11 protein-coding genes are annotated in these 17,614 nt (G+C 33.9%); 1 reads left to right on the plus strand and 10 read right to left on the minus strand.

What is annotated here, in order from left to right; all coding sequences use genetic code 11:
* Complete coding sequence (locus QO200_RS00080) at positions 1-2,202, plus strand: penicillin acylase family protein (RefSeq protein ID WP_371535066.1); 2,202 nt, start codon at positions 1-3, stop codon at positions 2,200-2,202.
* Positions 2,203-2,513: 311 nt separating this feature from the next.
* Here QO200_RS00080 and QO200_RS00085 read toward each other — a convergent pair whose 3' ends face one another.
* From QO200_RS00085 to bglX, 10 genes are all read right to left on the minus strand, one after another.
* Positions 2,514-3,428 (minus strand): glycerophosphodiester phosphodiesterase family protein, encoded by a 915-nt coding sequence (locus QO200_RS00085; protein ID WP_371535068.1) that lies wholly within the window; start codon positions 3,426-3,428, stop codon positions 2,514-2,516.
* A gap of 79 nt (positions 3,429-3,507) precedes the next feature.
* A complete protein-coding gene (locus tag QO200_RS00090) occupies positions 3,508-5,082 on the minus strand; it encodes a calcineurin-like phosphoesterase C-terminal domain-containing protein (RefSeq protein ID WP_371535069.1) in 1,575 nt (524 codons plus the stop codon).
* Between the two features lie 18 nt (positions 5,083-5,100).
* On the minus strand, positions 5,101-6,534 hold the full coding sequence (locus QO200_RS00095) for a SusD/RagB family nutrient-binding outer membrane lipoprotein (RefSeq protein ID WP_371535070.1): 1,434 nt from the start codon (positions 6,532-6,534) through the stop codon (positions 5,101-5,103).
* Between the two features lie 11 nt (positions 6,535-6,545).
* A complete protein-coding gene (locus QO200_RS00100) occupies positions 6,546-9,995 on the minus strand; it encodes a SusC/RagA family TonB-linked outer membrane protein (protein ID WP_371535071.1) in 3,450 nt (1,149 codons plus the stop codon).
* Positions 9,996-10,090: 95 nt separating this feature from the next.
* Positions 10,091-11,029 carry a FecR family protein gene (locus QO200_RS00105; protein WP_371535073.1) on the minus strand — a complete coding sequence of 313 codons (939 nt, stop codon included), beginning with the start codon at positions 11,027-11,029 and terminating at the stop codon, positions 10,091-10,093.
* 97 nt (positions 11,030-11,126) lie between these two features.
* The gene (locus tag QO200_RS00110) at positions 11,127-11,705 is read right to left on the minus strand and encodes an RNA polymerase sigma factor (protein WP_371535075.1); all 579 of its coding nucleotides are present in this window, start codon (positions 11,703-11,705) and stop codon (positions 11,127-11,129) included.
* A 1,118-nt stretch (positions 11,706-12,823) separates the two neighbouring features.
* The gene (locus QO200_RS00115) at positions 12,824-13,021 is read right to left on the minus strand and encodes a hypothetical protein (protein WP_371535077.1); all 198 of its coding nucleotides are present in this window, start codon (positions 13,019-13,021) and stop codon (positions 12,824-12,826) included.
* Positions 13,022-13,366: 345 nt separating this feature from the next.
* The gene (locus tag QO200_RS00120) at positions 13,367-14,062 is read right to left on the minus strand and encodes a dienelactone hydrolase family protein (protein ID WP_371535078.1); all 696 of its coding nucleotides are present in this window, start codon (positions 14,060-14,062) and stop codon (positions 13,367-13,369) included.
* A 6-nt stretch (positions 14,063-14,068) separates the two neighbouring features.
* Positions 14,069-15,346 carry a beta-mannanase gene (locus QO200_RS00125; RefSeq protein ID WP_371535079.1) on the minus strand — a complete coding sequence of 426 codons (1,278 nt, stop codon included), beginning with the start codon at positions 15,344-15,346 and terminating at the stop codon, positions 14,069-14,071.
* Positions 15,347-15,360: 14 nt separating this feature from the next.
* Positions 15,361-17,595 carry a beta-glucosidase BglX gene (gene bglX, locus QO200_RS00130; protein WP_371535080.1) on the minus strand — a complete coding sequence of 745 codons (2,235 nt, stop codon included), beginning with the start codon at positions 17,593-17,595 and terminating at the stop codon, positions 15,361-15,363.
* Positions 17,596-17,614 lie beyond the last annotated feature (19 nt).

Consider the following 17,614-nt stretch of genomic DNA (forward strand, 5'->3'; position numbering starts at 1 on the left):
ATGCAAAATTATAAAAAACACCTCCGATTGAGCCTCATTTTTTTATTACTATGCAGTCCGATTTTTTCTCAAAAAGTAACATTAAAAGAGATTAATAGACTACAAAAAGAAGCTACACAAGTTACGATAATTAGAGACAACTGGGGTATTGCTCATGTTTATGGAAAAACAGATGCGAACGCCGTATTTGGTCTATTATATGCACAATGTGAGGATGATTTTAATCGAATAGAAATGAATTATATAGAAAAGTTGGGAAGATTATCCGAAATAAAAGGACCTTCTGTTTTATATAACGATTTAGAAATAAAATTAATTATAGATGAACAAGAAGCAAAAAACGATTATGAACAAGCTAAGCCTTGGTTAAAAAAACTATTAAACGCTTATGCAGATGGAATCAATTATTTTTTATACAAAAATCCGAAGGTAAAACCAGCCTTGTTACAACATTTTGAGCCATGGTATCCTCTACTTTGGACGGATGGTAGCATTGGTGCAATAAGCACCGGAGACCTTACTACTGGGGAGTTAAAAGCATTTTATTCGGGTAATACAGATAAGGTATCATATATCGAAAGGATAAAAGATGTTCAAACTGGATCTAACGGATTTGCATTATCGCCTTCAAAAACCGCCTCAGGAAATGCTATTTTATACATTAATCCCCACACCAGTTTTTATTTTAGACCTGAAGTACAAATCAGTAGTGAAGAAGGTTTAAATGCTTATGGTGCCGTAACATGGGGACAATTCTTTATTTACCAAGGTTTTAACGAAAACTGTGGTTGGATGCACACCTCATCAAATGCAGATGTAGCAGATATGTATGCCGAAAAAATAACAGTGAAAAATGATAAAAAATATTATGAATATGACAACCAATACATTCCGCTGAAAGAAAAAACAATAACCATTAAATATTTGCAAAACGGCAAAATCGAAAGTAAAGATTTCAATACCTATGCAACCAATCATGGTCCCATAATGGCGCAAAGAGATGGGAAATGGATTAGCTTAAAATCGTATAATCGTGCCATGAAAAGTCTTGAGCAAAGTTGGTTAAGAACCAAATCTAAAACATTTGAGGATTATAAATTAGCAATGGATTTAAAAGCAAATACCTCAAACAATACCGTTTATGCCGATTCACAAGGAAATATTGCTTATTGGCATGGGAATTTTGTACCTATTAGGGATAAAACCATAAATTGGTCCAAAGTTGTGGATGGAACAACCTCTACAACCGAATGGAAAGGATTACATGACGTATCTGAAACCGTTCATTCTTACAACCCTATAAATGGTTGGTTACAAAACTGCAATTCTACCCCTTTTTCAGTTGCAGGAGATAATAGCCCTAAAAAAGAGGATTATCCAGCTTATATGGCACCCGATGGAGAAAACTTTAGAGCTTTGAATGCTGTTCGTTTATTAAGTAAGGGAGATAAATACACTTTAGACAAAATTATTGCCGATGGTTATAATACCAAACTCACCGCTTTTGAAATCCTAATCCCAGTATTAATTTCTACTTTTGAAAAACAAATAAACACAGAAAACTCGCAATACAATCAATTAATCGAACCTATAGCCATTCTGAAAAACTGGGATTATTACTCTAGCGAGACATCTATTGCTACAACTCTAGCCATAGAATGGGCCGTAAAATTAGACCCCGCATTACAAAAAGTATATATAGATCAAGGCGAAACAGATCAAATTGAAAATACAATTAAATTTGCCCAAGACGCAACTGATGAACAACTACTCCCACAATTATTACAAGTCATAAATGAATTAAAGACAAAATTTGGTACCTGGCAAATTCCATATGGAGAAATAAATAGATATCAGAGATTATCGTGCGCTATTGATTTAAAATACGACGATAATTTAAAAAGTTTACCTATTGGTTTTGGCCCAGCGCTTTGGGGATCTTTACCTGCTTTTAGAAGTACTTATAAAGAAGGTACACACAAAAAATATGGATTTAACGGAAATAGTTTTGTTTGTGCAGTTGAATTCGGACCTAAAATAAAAGCCAAATCATTGCTTGCAGGAGGAAATAGTGGAGATCCAAAATCAAAACACTTCAATGATCAAGAGGAAATGTACCAAAAAGGAAAATTTAAAGATGTTTTATTTTATAAAGAAGACGTATTAAAAAATGTTGAACGTAATTATCATCCTGGAGAATAATTTTTAAATTTAATTGTCTCGTCCTAAACAACCGATACAGATTATTAGACAAAAATATTTAATTAAACAGGTAGTATCCCATAAAGTGTGTAAGTAAAAAAGTATTAGGGTTTGTGTAAGCACTAATACTTTTTTTGTTTTCATTTTTATATCAAGAAAAAAGTAGTAAAATCTGGCATAAAAATCTGGATTAAAAACAGTATCAAAATAGTAATATTTAATAAAAACAAAAATAACGGCGATAATCGCCGTAAATATAACATTATACAAACAAAGTAGCACACAGCATCTTTTCATCAGGAAGAATGGAATCACCTGACCCGTTCTGGATAATCTGTGATAATCCCATCAACTTTGAGTTTGATCATTTGTTTAATGTTATCTTTTTCGTTTACCGTCCATGGGATTAACCTCATCTTCTTTTGTTTTATTGAATCTACAAACGCTTTATTCTTCACCAATTTAAAATTGGGGCTATAAATCTCCGGTGTAAAATTCAACTTAGCCATGTTTTTGGCGATTCCTTCATCAGAAACTAGATACGCCAGTTCCACTTTTGGATAAATTCGGTTCATTTCATTTAAAATGTTTTCATCAAAGGATTGAATATTCATTTTATTCTCAATTCCCTTTTCCTGAATAACACCCATCACCATTTTAATAAATTTTAAAGGCTTCGGTTGCGATTTGTCATACTCCGATACGATTGATTTTATTTCAATATTATATTTTACCGATGGAATATTCTGTGATTTCACATAATTTTCAACGCTATCAATCACTTCAGAAAGTAAGGGTTTATAACTTTTTATTTTTTCTTGTTCTGGAAAGTTTTTGTTTCCTTTAGACCCAATATCAAACATCTTGATGGTGTCATAAGTCATTTCATAAAGATTAAAGTTTTTCTCTTCTGCTTTAGAAATAGATTTTCCCGCTGGTGTAAGTACATATAAGGAAGACATATAAGGCTCATGTGAAACTACAACTTTTCCATCTTTCGAAATCACTACATCCATTTCGATAACATCTACCCCTTTTTCTATGGCCTTTAAAAAAGCCGAAATACTGTTTTCAGGGGAATGTCCCCGTTGACCGCGATGGCCTTGAACTTCAATTTTTGCACCATCAGCTCTATTTTTTTTGACTACTTTTTTGTCTTCAGTAACTGATTTGCAAGATGTGCTGGCAATAATAACACAGAATAAGAATAATTTATAAAATTTCATTTTTTTGATTTTATGATTAATTTGTCAACCTGAACCTGATATAAAGTTAAACAGGCTCAGATTGACTATTAAAAAGGCTTTATTTTGCGTTTTCCAACCTATAACTACAGTTTCCGTCGAATGTTTTTCCGAACATATTCGTGGCTTTTATTTCGATACGATGTTCACCAGTTTCTAGATTAGTTGGAATTTTTCCTCTCCAAAGATGCTTGCTTGCGATAGGATTAGACGAGCGCCTTCCTGGAATTAATTCTTCAGAAAGATCCCATTCGTAAACATCAATCGCATAGGTTGGATCTATTTCTTCTACATACTCCATCACTTTCCATTCTCCCTTATCTACACGATATTTTACAGAATCATCCTTGCTTCCCATAAAGAAATTAACATAAATACCCGCTCTGGTTCCTCTATCTTTAGCTACCACCTTGGGTGCGAAAATTTCCATCTGGAATTCTTTCGGTTTCCCAGCTACTTTGTAATCAAGACTGTATTTATTTCCGTTAAAACGAATAAAAGCATAGCCTTTTGGGGTACCATCACGCATGGTTGAAACTGGAATCCCGGCTTCATTGAGTTTCCCGGAATACCAATCTCCAGAAGTTGTCCCTACATTATATTCATGATGCTGTTTTTCCCTTTGCCATCCTTCTTTTTTGTTGAAAAAATCCTGACGCTGAATGTGGGTATGTGCCGATAGCGAAAGTGTGTTTGGGAAATCTTTCAAAATTTCAAATAATCGTGCACGGTCTTCATCCCTAAAAGTATCTTCATCAGCAGGCTCTGTTAGCGGAATATGGAAAGCCAAAACAATCAGGTAATCTTTAGGAACCTTGTTAAGATCATTCTCAATAAACTTTAGTTGATCTTCCGTGAATCCACCCCAATACCCTTTTCCGTCCCGAGGATCAGGATACAGAATATCGTCTAGAATTATAAAATGAGTTTTCGCATAATTAAAAGCATAATTGGCAGGTCCAAAATGAGCCTCGAAGGTTTCATCGGCCATTTTATCATTTTTTGCATCAAAATTCAAATCGTGATTTCCAATCACATTGTACCAAGGAATCCCTATTTTTTTTACCGTTTTGATATAGGGATTAAACAAGTTTAGGTCATTTCCTACCAGATCTCCCAAGCTTAATCCGAAAGGAACATTTTTAATTCCTTCTACCTCGGCTACAATTCCTTTTGCGAAAAAAGCAACTTCCTCATCTGTATAAGGCTGAGGATCTCCGAAAACAAGTGCCGTAAACTCCTCCTTTTCTTCCTGTTTTATTAAACCAAAATCTACTGACTTTGGAAGTTTCCCAGTAGGTACAAGGCCCTTAAATTTTAATTCGGGGGAACCCTTAGGTTTATAATTGTAAAAGAATTGAGGTAAATTGTTTTCACTCACATTAATTCTATAATTCGATGGTTTTATTACCGAAATAATTTGATCGTCCGCAAGTGGTAATACATATTTACCTTTTTCATCTGTAAGAACAACCTCGACACCATTGGTAACAGCTACATTGGGAATTCCATTTTCCCTGCGGTCCTTTTTAGCATTTTGATTAGCGTCCTCAAAAACATAACCCTGAACATTTGATTGCGCCATCACCCCTATTGAAAATAGCAAGGAGCAAATTGATACTATTGATTTCTTCATTTACTTATTTTTAAAATATTAATTATCCCACCAAACTTTGGTATTAATATCGTCACTGCCGCCCAAGAGTTCCAGCGCTTTGCGATAATTTTCAGTATTATTTATTTGAACATCCGTATTATAGATAAACCTTGAAGGCATTTCACCGTTGTTTTCCATTGCCGCCGTTTTGGGAAGGACTGGAAATCCAGTTCGTCTGTATTCAAACCATTGCTGATAATCAACAAAATAAAGAGCATAATACTTCTGAAGCATTATTCTTTCTAAGGTTCCATTATACATTGCCATTGGGTTATCAAAATAATTTGCGGGGACTACCGCATCCAGTTGCTCCATCGCCGCTTTTACGCCTTTGATGTAATGCTCTTCTGGGTTTGAAATAAATCCTTTTTGAGCGACTTCTGCTTTAATAAATTCCACTTCAGAATAGGGTAAAATAACTATTGTCATTGGATTTGTGACTTGATCTATATTGAAAGTCGAAGCATCATATTTAAATTGAGATTCGGCTCCTTCATAAGCGCTAGGAATTCCTTTGTAACCAATTGGATTACTAATAAAATCACTGGCAGTAGTGGCAATAATAGGTCTTCGTGGGTCTTCTAAGAGATTGAGGTTATCAATAAAAAACTCCCCTATTTTCACACTCAACCTGAAATCCTGCGGTCTTCCCCAGGGAGATACATTTGGCGTAACACCAGTTACTTGAAGTATTGCCGATTCTTGCGTGTTTCCAAAAACAGGATATTGGGTCGGATTCTGAATCATGCTGGCAAGTTTTTGAAAAGCATTCGTTTCAGTTCTATTCGAGATTCGCAATAATAATCGTAGATGCAATGAGTTCGTGAATTTTCGCCACTTTTCAACATCGTTTTTAAAAAGAATATCATCTGCATAGACCATTGAAATCTTAGAATTATAGAGACTATTTGCTCTTTCTAAATCGGCAAGAATGGTTTGATAAATAAATTCCTGTGAATCAAATTTTGGATAAAAATTTCCTTCTTCACCATTTACCGCCTCTGTCATAGGAACAGGCCCAAATATATCAGTTAAATTGGCGTATGCCAATGCTTGCAAAGTGAGGGCAATTGCTTCATAATTAGGATCCTCAGCTTTAACAGAGGCTAATCGCATTTCCTTTATATTGTTTAACCAACGGTAATACCAGTACCAAGAGGAATTTCCAATACTTTGACTGACATCATATCTGTGTAATCCTCCTGAAACACTTGGAAAAGGCAGGGAAACTTGCATTAAATCGAAAGTAATACTGGCGCTTCTGTCGGCATTGTGAGTGGCTAATCCATAAATAATAGGGTTAAGCAAGGTGCCTGGACTTATTTGAGCAATTCTGTTTGGGTCTTCGTTGATTTCTTCGAAATCCTTAGTACAAGCAAGACTCATAAAAAGGAGCGTCAGACTAAGGAATAAAATTTTAATATTTTTCATCTTTATGTTTTTTAAAAGTTCACTTTTAAGCTCATTCCGTATGATGCAGGAGAAGGCATTTGTCCCATTTCAATACCAGGTAAAATAGTATCTCCATTTAAGGCAGCAGTTTCTGGATCATAAATGGGAAAATCTGAAATTATGGCCAAATTTGATCCGAATATAGAAATGTCCATACCCAATACTCCCGACTTTCCTAAAAACCGCTTTGGCAAACTGTATTTCACACTTACTTCTCTTAATTTAAGAAAAGACGCGGCAAACGAATTCGATTCAATATTTGCCCTTCTATAGTAACGAGTATACCAGTCGGGCGTGATCGCTGCTGTGGTATTAGGAGAATAACTTCCATCCGCATTTAGCACTACACCTTCGCCAATTATTACGCCTTCTTCACGTCCTCTTAAAGTGGAGTTCAACTTTCCTTGTTCGGTCAATTTATGATGCGTTTGAGAATATATTATCCCCCCATATTGTCCATCTATCATTACATTCAAAGTGACATTCCCTAATTTAAAACTATTTAAAAGTCCCGCTTTCCAGTCTGGACTTGCATCGCCAATCAGTTGTATTTCATCAGGATAAGCGGGTAGTCCTTTACTATCATAAACAATTTCACCCTCCGGAGACCGAACAAAACCATAGCCATAAATAGCAGTTGTTGTACCTCCCACTTTTGCAATAAGAGTTGCTGTACCTCCTGAACCAATTTCCTGTTGTCCATTAATCCCATCGGCCAATTCTAAAACTTTATTCCAGTTTTTTGACCATGTTAAAGTAGAGCTCCAGCTAAAATTATTTGCTTTAATTATTTTTCCGGTCATCGTTAATTCCACACCCTGATTTCTAACCACCCCAGAATTTAAAACCCCAGAACTGTAACCCGTCGTAATATCAAGTGGTACGGAAATAATTTGATTTTTGGTAAGAGTGCGGTATACTGTAGCATCAAAATTTACCCTGTTATTAAACAACTTTGCTTCCAAACCAGTTTCATAACTAGTGGTGATTTCTGGTTTAAAATTCGCATTATATAATGTGGTGGGCACTGTCGCAGAACTAGGAAAAGCATTTTGACTGTAGTATTTACTTGTCTTATACGGATCTGTATCATTACCAACTTGAGCATAGGAAAACCTATATTTTAGATAATTTAAGGCAGAAGGTAAATTAAGTATTTCAGAAAGAATAAAACTTGTATTTATTGACGGATAAAAGAAGGAGTTATTCTCTACTGGAAGTGTGCTCGACCAGTCATTCCTTCCTGTTAAATCTAGGAATATTTTTTTGTCAAAAGACAGGGAAAATAAACCATACAAACTGTTTACTTTTTTATTCTTGTCGTGAGTTGTAATAATAGCATTGCTTACCCCATTTGCCAATTTATAAACTCCAGGTACAACTAACCCTTCAACAGAAGCATCTGTTCGGCGATACTTATAAGTCATGGCATTTCCTCCAGCTGAAAATGACAAACCTAATCTCTTGTTTAAATCTTTATTATAAGTAAGTAAGAAATCCGAATTAACCTCAACCTTATTGATGTCTTGAGATTGATAATATCCCTTAGCATAGCGGTTGATACTATACGGTCTTTTTTGTTCTCTGTCCTGACTATACGTATTTAAAGAAGTCCTTAACATTAACTTCAGATTGGTAGAAAGATCTATATTGGCAAAAAGATTTCCAACAATTTGATCACTTAGTAATGGATTTGTTGCTTCATATGCTATCAAGTACGGATTATCGATATAAGAACTAAAAGGTGCTATTTTTTGGATGTCCTTTTGTCCGTCTAACCATATTGGGCGGTACCAATCCAAATCGATATTTGGATTTTGAAAGATCATAAAATAGGCCGCTGAACCGTTATTATATCCAGTACCAGGTAAATTATTGCTATTCCTATTGTTGTAATTAATCACTGATCCAATTTTTATTTTTTTAGAAATTTGATAGTTGGCATTAATAGAAGCAGTGATTCTTTCGAACCCAGTATTAGGCATAATCCATTCGTTTTTTTGATAGCCGATAGAAGCTCTCATAGAACCATTTTTATCACCTCCTTGTAGCGTAATATTATTGTTGGTCGTAATTCCTGTACGCCAGAAATCCTTTCTATTGTTTTTATAAGGCTGCCATAATTGTCTTTCTTTAGATTGACCTTGTAGTTCAGGATCATATTGATAGAAATATTGCCCTTCAAATTTTGGCCCCCACGCACTACTTGTACTGCCTGTATTTCCTCCGTCTGCTGAACTTCCGTAGGAATAATAAGGATCGCCATTACTGTCAAAAGATTTCCCTGTTCCTTGTCCATAATCATATTGATAATCTGGCCATCTTTGAATAACATCTAAGCTAACGCTGGAATTGTAAGTAACCCCCAACCCTTTTGTTTTCTTACCCGATTTTGTAGTGATTATCAATGCTCCATTGGCCGCACGACTTCCATAAAGAGCAGTTGCTCCAGGTCCTTTTAACACAGTAACATTTTCTATGTCATTTGCATTTATATCTGAAATACCATTCCCATAATCTATTGGAGAATCGTCCCCAGTATAAGCACTTGAAGACCCAGAAGTTGTCATTTCATTATTTATTGGAACTCCATCAATTACAATTAAAGCATTGTTTCCGTTTGGATTAAGAGAATTGTTCCCTCTTAATGTTATTTGTTGGGAATTTATTGGACCCGATCCAGAAGATATGATATTAAGTCCAGCAACTTTTCCTTTTAAACCGGAAGACCAGTTATTGGGAACCGCTTGATTCAAAATATCTGAACCAATAGTGGCTTGTGAAAAACCCAGTTTCTTTTCTTCTCTTTTAATTCCCAGAGCCGTTACAATCACTTCATCGAGTTTATTGGTGTCTTCCGTCAATGTGATTTCCTGAAATCCAGAACTATTGGCTACTACCTCTTTGTCTTCAAATCCCATAAAGGAGACAATCAATGTAGTAGATGTCCCAGAAAGCTTTAAACTAAACTTACCATCAAAATCGGTAAGAGTACCATTATTGGTTCCTTTTTCCTTTACCACTGCACCAGGCAAAGGCAATCCTTCTTGATCCAATACGACACCTCTTGAAATTTGCTGTGCTACATCCATTTTAATTACTGAAATGGTGTTGTTTAACTTTTTAAATTGAAAACCAGTTAATGCACTTATTTTGCTTAAAACAGCTGTAAGGTTCTGGTTTTTTACAATTAAAGTTAGATGCTGTTTTGAAGATGAAATTTTATCATCAAAAACAAAGGTAACGTCGGTTTTATCTTCAATCGACACAAATACTTCCGTGATCAAGACATTCTTTAGATCAAAAGAAAGGCTTGCTTCATTTGAAATCGAATAATTTACTGGCGAAGCAAATGCTCCAGAGGCTAAAAAGAAGCAGCATAATCGGAAAATAAACTTTTTTGACTTGAAGCTCAAATATTGTTGTACTTTTATATTCATTGTAATTGGCTATAAATTTTTTATTTGTAGTCTGTTTTTAAATTCGCCCATTTCTGTTCCACCAGAACTGGGCTTTTTGTTCTATAATCGGCAATTCACTTTTTTTGTTTTTCTCTTATAAGGATTTGGTTTTTAGTTAAAAAATCTATTTCAAGTTCCTTTACAATAGCAATGCTTTTAAGAACATTGCTTAATTTTTCGTCTTTAAATTTTCCAGATATTGTCATTTCCTTTAATTTCTTACTAGAAAAATTGATTTTGATATCATACCAATTTTCAAGGATTTTTGCGGCATCACCCAAACTGGTATTGTTGAGCACAATTGTGTTTCTAGTCCAGGCGTTAAAATCTTCGCTATTGTCTTTTGAAAGCACAGCTTGACTTCCTGTCATAAAGCTGAGTTGTTGGTTTTTTGTTAGAAATGTTTTTTCTGAAATTTCTTTTATATCCACTTCCACTTTACCGGTGTTCACACTTACCTTAGTTCTGCTGTTTTTATAAGCTTCAATATTAAATGAAGTTCCCAAAACCCGGGTTGTGATTTTGTCTGTTTTTACTAAAAATGGTTTCTCTGGGTTTTTTACAACCTCAAAATACGCCTCGCCAGTAAGTTGGAGTTCTCTATTGTTTTTGAAGTTTTGTAAATAACTGATACTGCTGTTCGAGTTCAGGAAAACGAGACTTCCATCAGGTAAATGAATGGTCTTCTTTTCTCCTTTGACAGCAACTACCGATATATTTTCATTTTTCAATAGACTGTTTCCTAAAAATGGAACCCCTATTAAGATGAGTACTATAGCTGCTATTTTTAAGGCTGCGGAATATAGAGGTAATAGCCTCTTTTTGGGCTTGCCGATTTTGGAGCTTATTTTTTTTAAGAGCAAATCCCTTTTTTCTTCTGTAAAAACATAAGGAATGTCTTGATCACTGTCCTGAAGTTTTTTGAAGAACTCTTCCACCGCCTCTTGCTCTCCCCAAGAACATTTGTTTTGGGCATATTTTTTTGCTAATTGTATAAACTCTTCTTTTTGCACTAGATGTCTTTTAACAGATAGTCACATTTTTTAAAGCATTTACGTAGCCTGAAACTGAGTCATAACGTTTTGGTAATATCGCAGATCTCTATTTACATTAAAGAAACATTCCCGTAATAAGAATCGCCAGATGATAGGTACCAATGGTTGCTTTTAAATGTTTTAAAGCATTACTAATATGTTTCTCCACCGTTCGGACAGAGATGTCTAATTGTTCGGCGATTTCAGCATTGGAATAATCCTCAAAACGGCTGAGTATAAAAACCTCTTGACATTTGGGAGGAAGTTTTTTTATCTCATTAAAAATATCTTTTTCAAACTCCTTGTATTCCAAGTCTTTTTCGGTCTTAAAAGTATTGGGAATATTATGAAGGATTTCTATATGCACAGGGCTGAATTTCAGATCCCTTATGTAATTTGCAATTTTATATTTCACTGACTTTATTAGGTAAGCCTCCAGATTTAGAATATTGGCCTCATTGGATTTCTCCCATAAACTGATGAAAATTTCCTGAACAATGTCCTCAGCTATTTTTTCGTCATTATATATCTTAAAAGCATAGGCAAAAAGCCTTTTCCAGTAGCGGTCAAAAATCACTTCAAAAGCTTGTTTACTACCTTCTTTTACATGTTGTTGCAGTTCACTGTCGCATAAATTTGAAAGTGTGGTTTTCATTTTTTTGTGGATTTTTACAAATAAAAACAATCATATAGAAAGAAAGGAACCATTAACTTTAAGATTTAGTTACCTAAAGATTATTAATTTAAAATGATTCTTTTTGTGATTTCGGGAATTTGGAATAGTTTCATATATATTTAAACAAAGGTTAAACTAAGTGTCCAAAAACTGTTTTGGGGCCGACTCGGTAGAGTTAGGAAAAAGAGCCAGAAAATTAAATTCTAAGTTAACAGACTGATAAAATGAACAATACGTAGCAAAATCCTAAATTCACTAATATCATTCCTTTTTCCTTTAAGTGAATAACATTCAAAAAACTATGTGCTTTCACTATACTATAAATACGGCAGTACTTTATCCTTACATAACCAACTCTATTAAAAACAATACCTAAATAGAAATATTAAAAAAATTATAGGCGATAATCACCGTTAAAAAAACATTTTACAAACAATATAATTCACATTATCTTTTCAACACACTAGAATCAGAACAAAGAGATTTCTTCTGGCAGGAAAAACAGGATTTCATATTGTCTTAGAAACATTAAACACAGAAGAAGCAAAATATCTTTGGCATTTTGATAATGATGTAAAGTCCCTTCCAAATAAATTAAACAAGTTGACATCTTTCCAAATATATTGATAAATAGACACTGTTGACACAAGGCAATCCTTTCTTTGAGCCCCCCCATTTGTTCCAGACTTAGCTCTTGATGGAGGTATTTCTTTAATCTTCTCTTTAATTTCAACGGTTAAATCATTTATTTTGAATTTCCCTTTTTGTAGTTTTTCATATTTTAGCTGAGCTAAATCAAAATCAAATTTACCACTGCGTAAATCATAATTACGTTTCAGTGAGAAGCAAGAAACAGATAAGATACATAATTTTAAGCTAAAATGGGTTACAAGCTAATGACTCCATTTTGTGAAATATTATAAAAAAACAGGCTTTTAGAGCCTGTTTTTTTATAATATTATGAATCTTCCTTTATTTAATGCTTTCCCTAATGCTTGTTCTAAAATAAAAATTCTAAAAATATTTTACATTATAAATCGATAACATTTAAAATAATGTAATAGTACCTTCCAGAATCATCTTGTAAACAAATGATATCATCTTCGTTGGAAGGGGTTTTCATAATTAGTTTGCTGCCAAATTTCAGCTACGGTCCCCCAAGAATCTAGTCCCATAAGATAATTACGTTCTACTTTATCCATTTGCATAAAAATTCCTTGAGTTAGCGTTTGTAGCTCTCCTTCTTTATCTCTTACAGTAGTTTTAACCCCGACTGAATCTGATAGAATAGTCAATAATTCAGCTCTTCTATAATGGTATTACCAGGACAATCGTTTTTGTGGTGCCACAATCAAAATCTTCGGACTCAACTTATTGCTTATTTGAATTTCTGACATTTTCAGATGCTGCAAAAATTTAGATGACAAAGATTGTGCTTGCTTTTTATCGATTAAAAAAAACTCCTCAGCGACGTGTATAATCTTGCTATACTACGGTTAAGTTTCCACTTTTTAAGAAGGAAGCAATTTATTTAAAAACGCATTCTCTAATTCTTTAGATATATTAAAACTGATAATTTTATTTTGTATATTCAATAATTGTTGCTCATCATATTAGTTTAAACTAGAAGAAAATAATTTTTAAAGTATTTTTTTTTGATCCAACATCCACTTATAAATCTCAGGATTTTCATAAACTCTCGTCCAGCTGTCATGCCACGCATCATCAAATATTTCCAGTTTTATATTTTTATTGCACTTCTGTAATCTCTTATACATCACAATAGAATAGTCAACATTAACTACATCGTCTAATAATCCATGAAACATTCGTATTGGTATGTTAGCAATTTTACATTCTTCAATCATAGGAATTCGATCAACATAACCGGCAATAGGTACCAAAGCAGCAAACAGTTCTGGATGCTTATAAGCTAAATTCCAGCACCCCCATGCTCCCATACTTAATCCTGTGAGATAAATCCGGCTAGGATCTATTTTGTTTTCACTAACAATCTTCTTTATTAATATATATAGTTGATCAGAGTCCCAATATTTATCATCAGGACATTGAGGGGCTAAAACAAAACAATCCAATTTATGTGTTTCTAAATATTTTAAAGGACCATGTGATTTTATTTTTTGTAAATCAGAACCCTTCTCGCCTGAACCATGTAGATATATGATTAAGGGCATGTTAGATTTATAATTATCCGGCTTATTTAAAATATAACTTAATTCAAAATCTGTTTTTATTTGTGATTTTAAAAATCCAGTTGTTTCATTTTGTGCTTTGCAAACAAAGGAAAACAACAACAATACGAGTATCTTTTTCATCTTATTTTAGTTATTACTGTTAATTTTACAAGTATAATTACGTATTATTCTTTTAGTCTTTCTATCAGTATTGTATACGGAATACCATCCTTGGTATTCATGTGGTGGATCGCCAATTAAATCGTCACCCTCTTTCCAAATACTCATAGGGTATCGAGGCCTTCCTTCTCCCCCCCATGCCCAAAAATTAACTCCTGCAACTTGAGGAATACTTTTGCTTGAGGAATAAATTTTCTCAAAAATACTTTTGTAAAATGAATCTCTAATTTTAGTGGATGAATTCGACTCATAACTATTCTCGTCACGGGATATACCAAACTCCTCCAAAACAATAGGCTTGTTGATTTTTTGAGCTATTTTAATATGTGCATCTATATATTCATATGCTTTGGTTATAGCAAAATTGTAAGTTTCTTTTGGTTTCATAGGATCATACCAACCCCAGTTTTGAACCCAAAGATGAAATGTATAATAATCGATATAAGGACTATCGTGATCTCTTTCAAAATTAGTTCCATTTTCAACAGAAGGAGTATTGCCTTCAGAACCGATAGAAACTAAATGATTAGTATCTAATGTCTTAATAAACTGAGCAGTTTGATGTAACCAATTACGATATTCTGTAACATTATTTCCGCCTTCGGGTTCATTGGCTAATTGCCAAGCCATTATGGTTGTATCGTTTTTATAAGCAATATTATTGATACTATTTACACGGTTAATTACCTTTTCAATATGATTTTCAAACCACTTTTTGGCATTAGTATCACTGTAAAAACGAGCAGAATATTGTTGATATGTTTTCCAATCACCATTATCAGCAGGCGGGGGGTAAGGAATAAATTCATTATTATTTGCCCAAGAAACATATTGCGCAAAACCACCTGACCATGGCCAAAAGTTATTTAAACATACAACAGCAAGCATATTTCTTTTCTTCATTTCTACTAACAAAAAGTCTAAACCTGTCCAAAGCTCATCATTGTAAACTCCAGGCTCTTTTTGCAACGTTGGTTGAACAGTCCATGGTGTAGTTACATTTCCCTCTGATCCTGCTATAACTCTAAGATTTTTAACACCTAAAACATTCAGCCTATCTAATTCCCTTATTAATCTTTCTTTATCTGAAACAGCCAAATTCATTCCGTACCAAAAATTAGTTCCTAAATAACTGTAGGTTTTTCCATCTCTTGTAAATTTCCCATTGTCAACTTTAATAAATCCTTGAGAATAAAAAAATTGAGAATACAGCATTAAAAATATAATTAATATAAATTTCTTCATTTATTTTTCATCTTTTATTGTACTTCGAAGCATACTTTTTCACTAGCTAAACTGTTGCTTCCCACCCATAAATCAAATTTTCCAGCTTCTACCTTTTTCTTCATATCAATCCCATAAAATGCAAGATCATCTATTGAAAGTTTGAGTTGGATTAATCTCTTCTCCCCTGGTTTTAAATCTACTCTTTGAAAATTTTTAAGCTCTCGTATAGGTAAAGCAACTGAAGCTGCAATATCTCTAATATAAAGTTGAACAATTTCAGTTCCTTCGTAGTTGCTAACATTCTTAAGTGTAAATGTCACTACCAGAGTTTCGCCTTTTTTTAAAACGGTATTCGATAATGTTGTTTTACCATATTCAAATGTAGAATACGACAAACCATAACCAAAAGGAAATAAAGGGTCACTACCACTATCTAAATAATAGGATTTATTACCTAAAGATGTCTGAGCAGCTTCAACAGGAATATTGTTTAATTGTAATTCACTACCATTTGCTGGGCGACCTGTTTTTAAATGATTATAGTACATGGGTATTTGACCTATGTTTTTCGGAAAAGTAATAGGTAATTTTGCACAAGGATTTGCTTTTCCAAATAATAAATTTACTATTGCAGGACCCCCCATTGTCCCAGGGTGCCAAGCATATAAAATAGCTTTTGATTGTTTTACTTCATTCTCAATAGTCAAAGGTCTTCCTGCCAAAATAATTGTAATTAAGTTCGCATTGCTTTTAGCTAATGTCGTTAAAAGCTGCGATTGAACTCCTTGTAAATTTAAGTTGGATAGACTATGTGCTTCACCCGAAAGTATAGATTCTTCTCCTATAAATAATAAAACAACATCTGCTTCTTTGGCAATCTTTCTGGCTTTATCAAATCCTGTTGAATCAACGTCTCTTGAATATTTTAGAACGGGCACATATATGATATTAATGTCATTTCCATATTTCTCCCTCAACGCTACAATAGGAGTAATGGAGTGACTTTTATCCCCATCAAAAACCCAAGTCCCCATTTGGTCGTGTGGTGCATCAGCCAACGGGCCAAATACTGCAATTGTTTTAGGTTTTTTTAAAGGTAAAATCTGTGTTTCGTTTTTTAATAAAACAACTGATTCTTCAGCTAGTTTTTCCGCTAATTCTAGATACTCTTCTTTATAAAATACGGATGCAGTATTACCTTTTACATAAGGATTTTCAAATAGACCTAATTTAAATTTTATTCTTAAAATGTTACTTACGGCATCATCAATTGTTGCTATTGAAATTTTCTTTTCTTTTAAAAGGGATTCGATATAAGCCACATAACTACCGCTGACCATTTCCATATCCACTCCAGCATTAATTGCTTTTTCAGCCGCTACTTTGTTATCAGAACCAAAACCGTGATCTACCATTTCAGTAATAGATGCCCAGTCTGAAACCACAAAACCTTTAAAACTCCATTCTTTGCGAAGTATCTGTTTTAATAAAAATTCATTACCAGATGATGGTATGCCGTCATTAGCATTGAAGGCTGTCATGATTGTTGCAAGGTTAGCTTTTTTAACCGCCTGTTCGAACGGTACTAAATACACATTTCTAAACTGACGTTCTGTAATGTTTGTTGTATTATAATCACGTCCTCCTTCTGCTGCACCATAGCCTGCAAAATGTTTTGCGCAGGCTGCAATCGAACTTGGATCAGATAAATCTTTTCCCTGAAAACCTTTAATCATGGATATTCCCATAACCGAAGTTAGATAAGGGTCTTCTCCACAGCTTTCGGCAATTCTTCCCCATCGGGGGTCACGGACGATATCAATCATAGGAGCAAATGTCCATCGAATTCCTGTTTCTGAAGCTTCTATGGCTGCAACACGTGCCGCTTTTTCAACCAAATCAGTGTTAAAACTTGCTGCCTGTCCCAACGGAATAGGAAATATCGTTTTGAAGCCGTGAATTACATCCCGTCCAAAAAGTAACGGAATTCCTAATCTAGTTTGCTCAACTGCTATTTTCTGAGCTTTATTAGCAATTTCAGGATTAGTAATACTCAAAACTGAACCTGCCATACCTTTTTGAATTTCCTTATAATTGGATTCCATATCATCTGCAGACAACTGATTCATTTGACCTATTTTTTCTTTTAAAGTCATTTTATTCAAAAGAACCTCTATTTTTTTTTCAAGAGAAACAGTAGGATTTTGAGCACTTGTATTATATCCTAAAAGCAAAAATAAAAGCACTAAATATTGAAAATTTTTCATTATTTAATTAATATTTTAA

Source organism: Flavobacterium sp. Arc3 (assembly GCF_041431375.1).
GTDB lineage: Bacteria > Bacteroidota > Bacteroidia > Flavobacteriales > Flavobacteriaceae > Flavobacterium.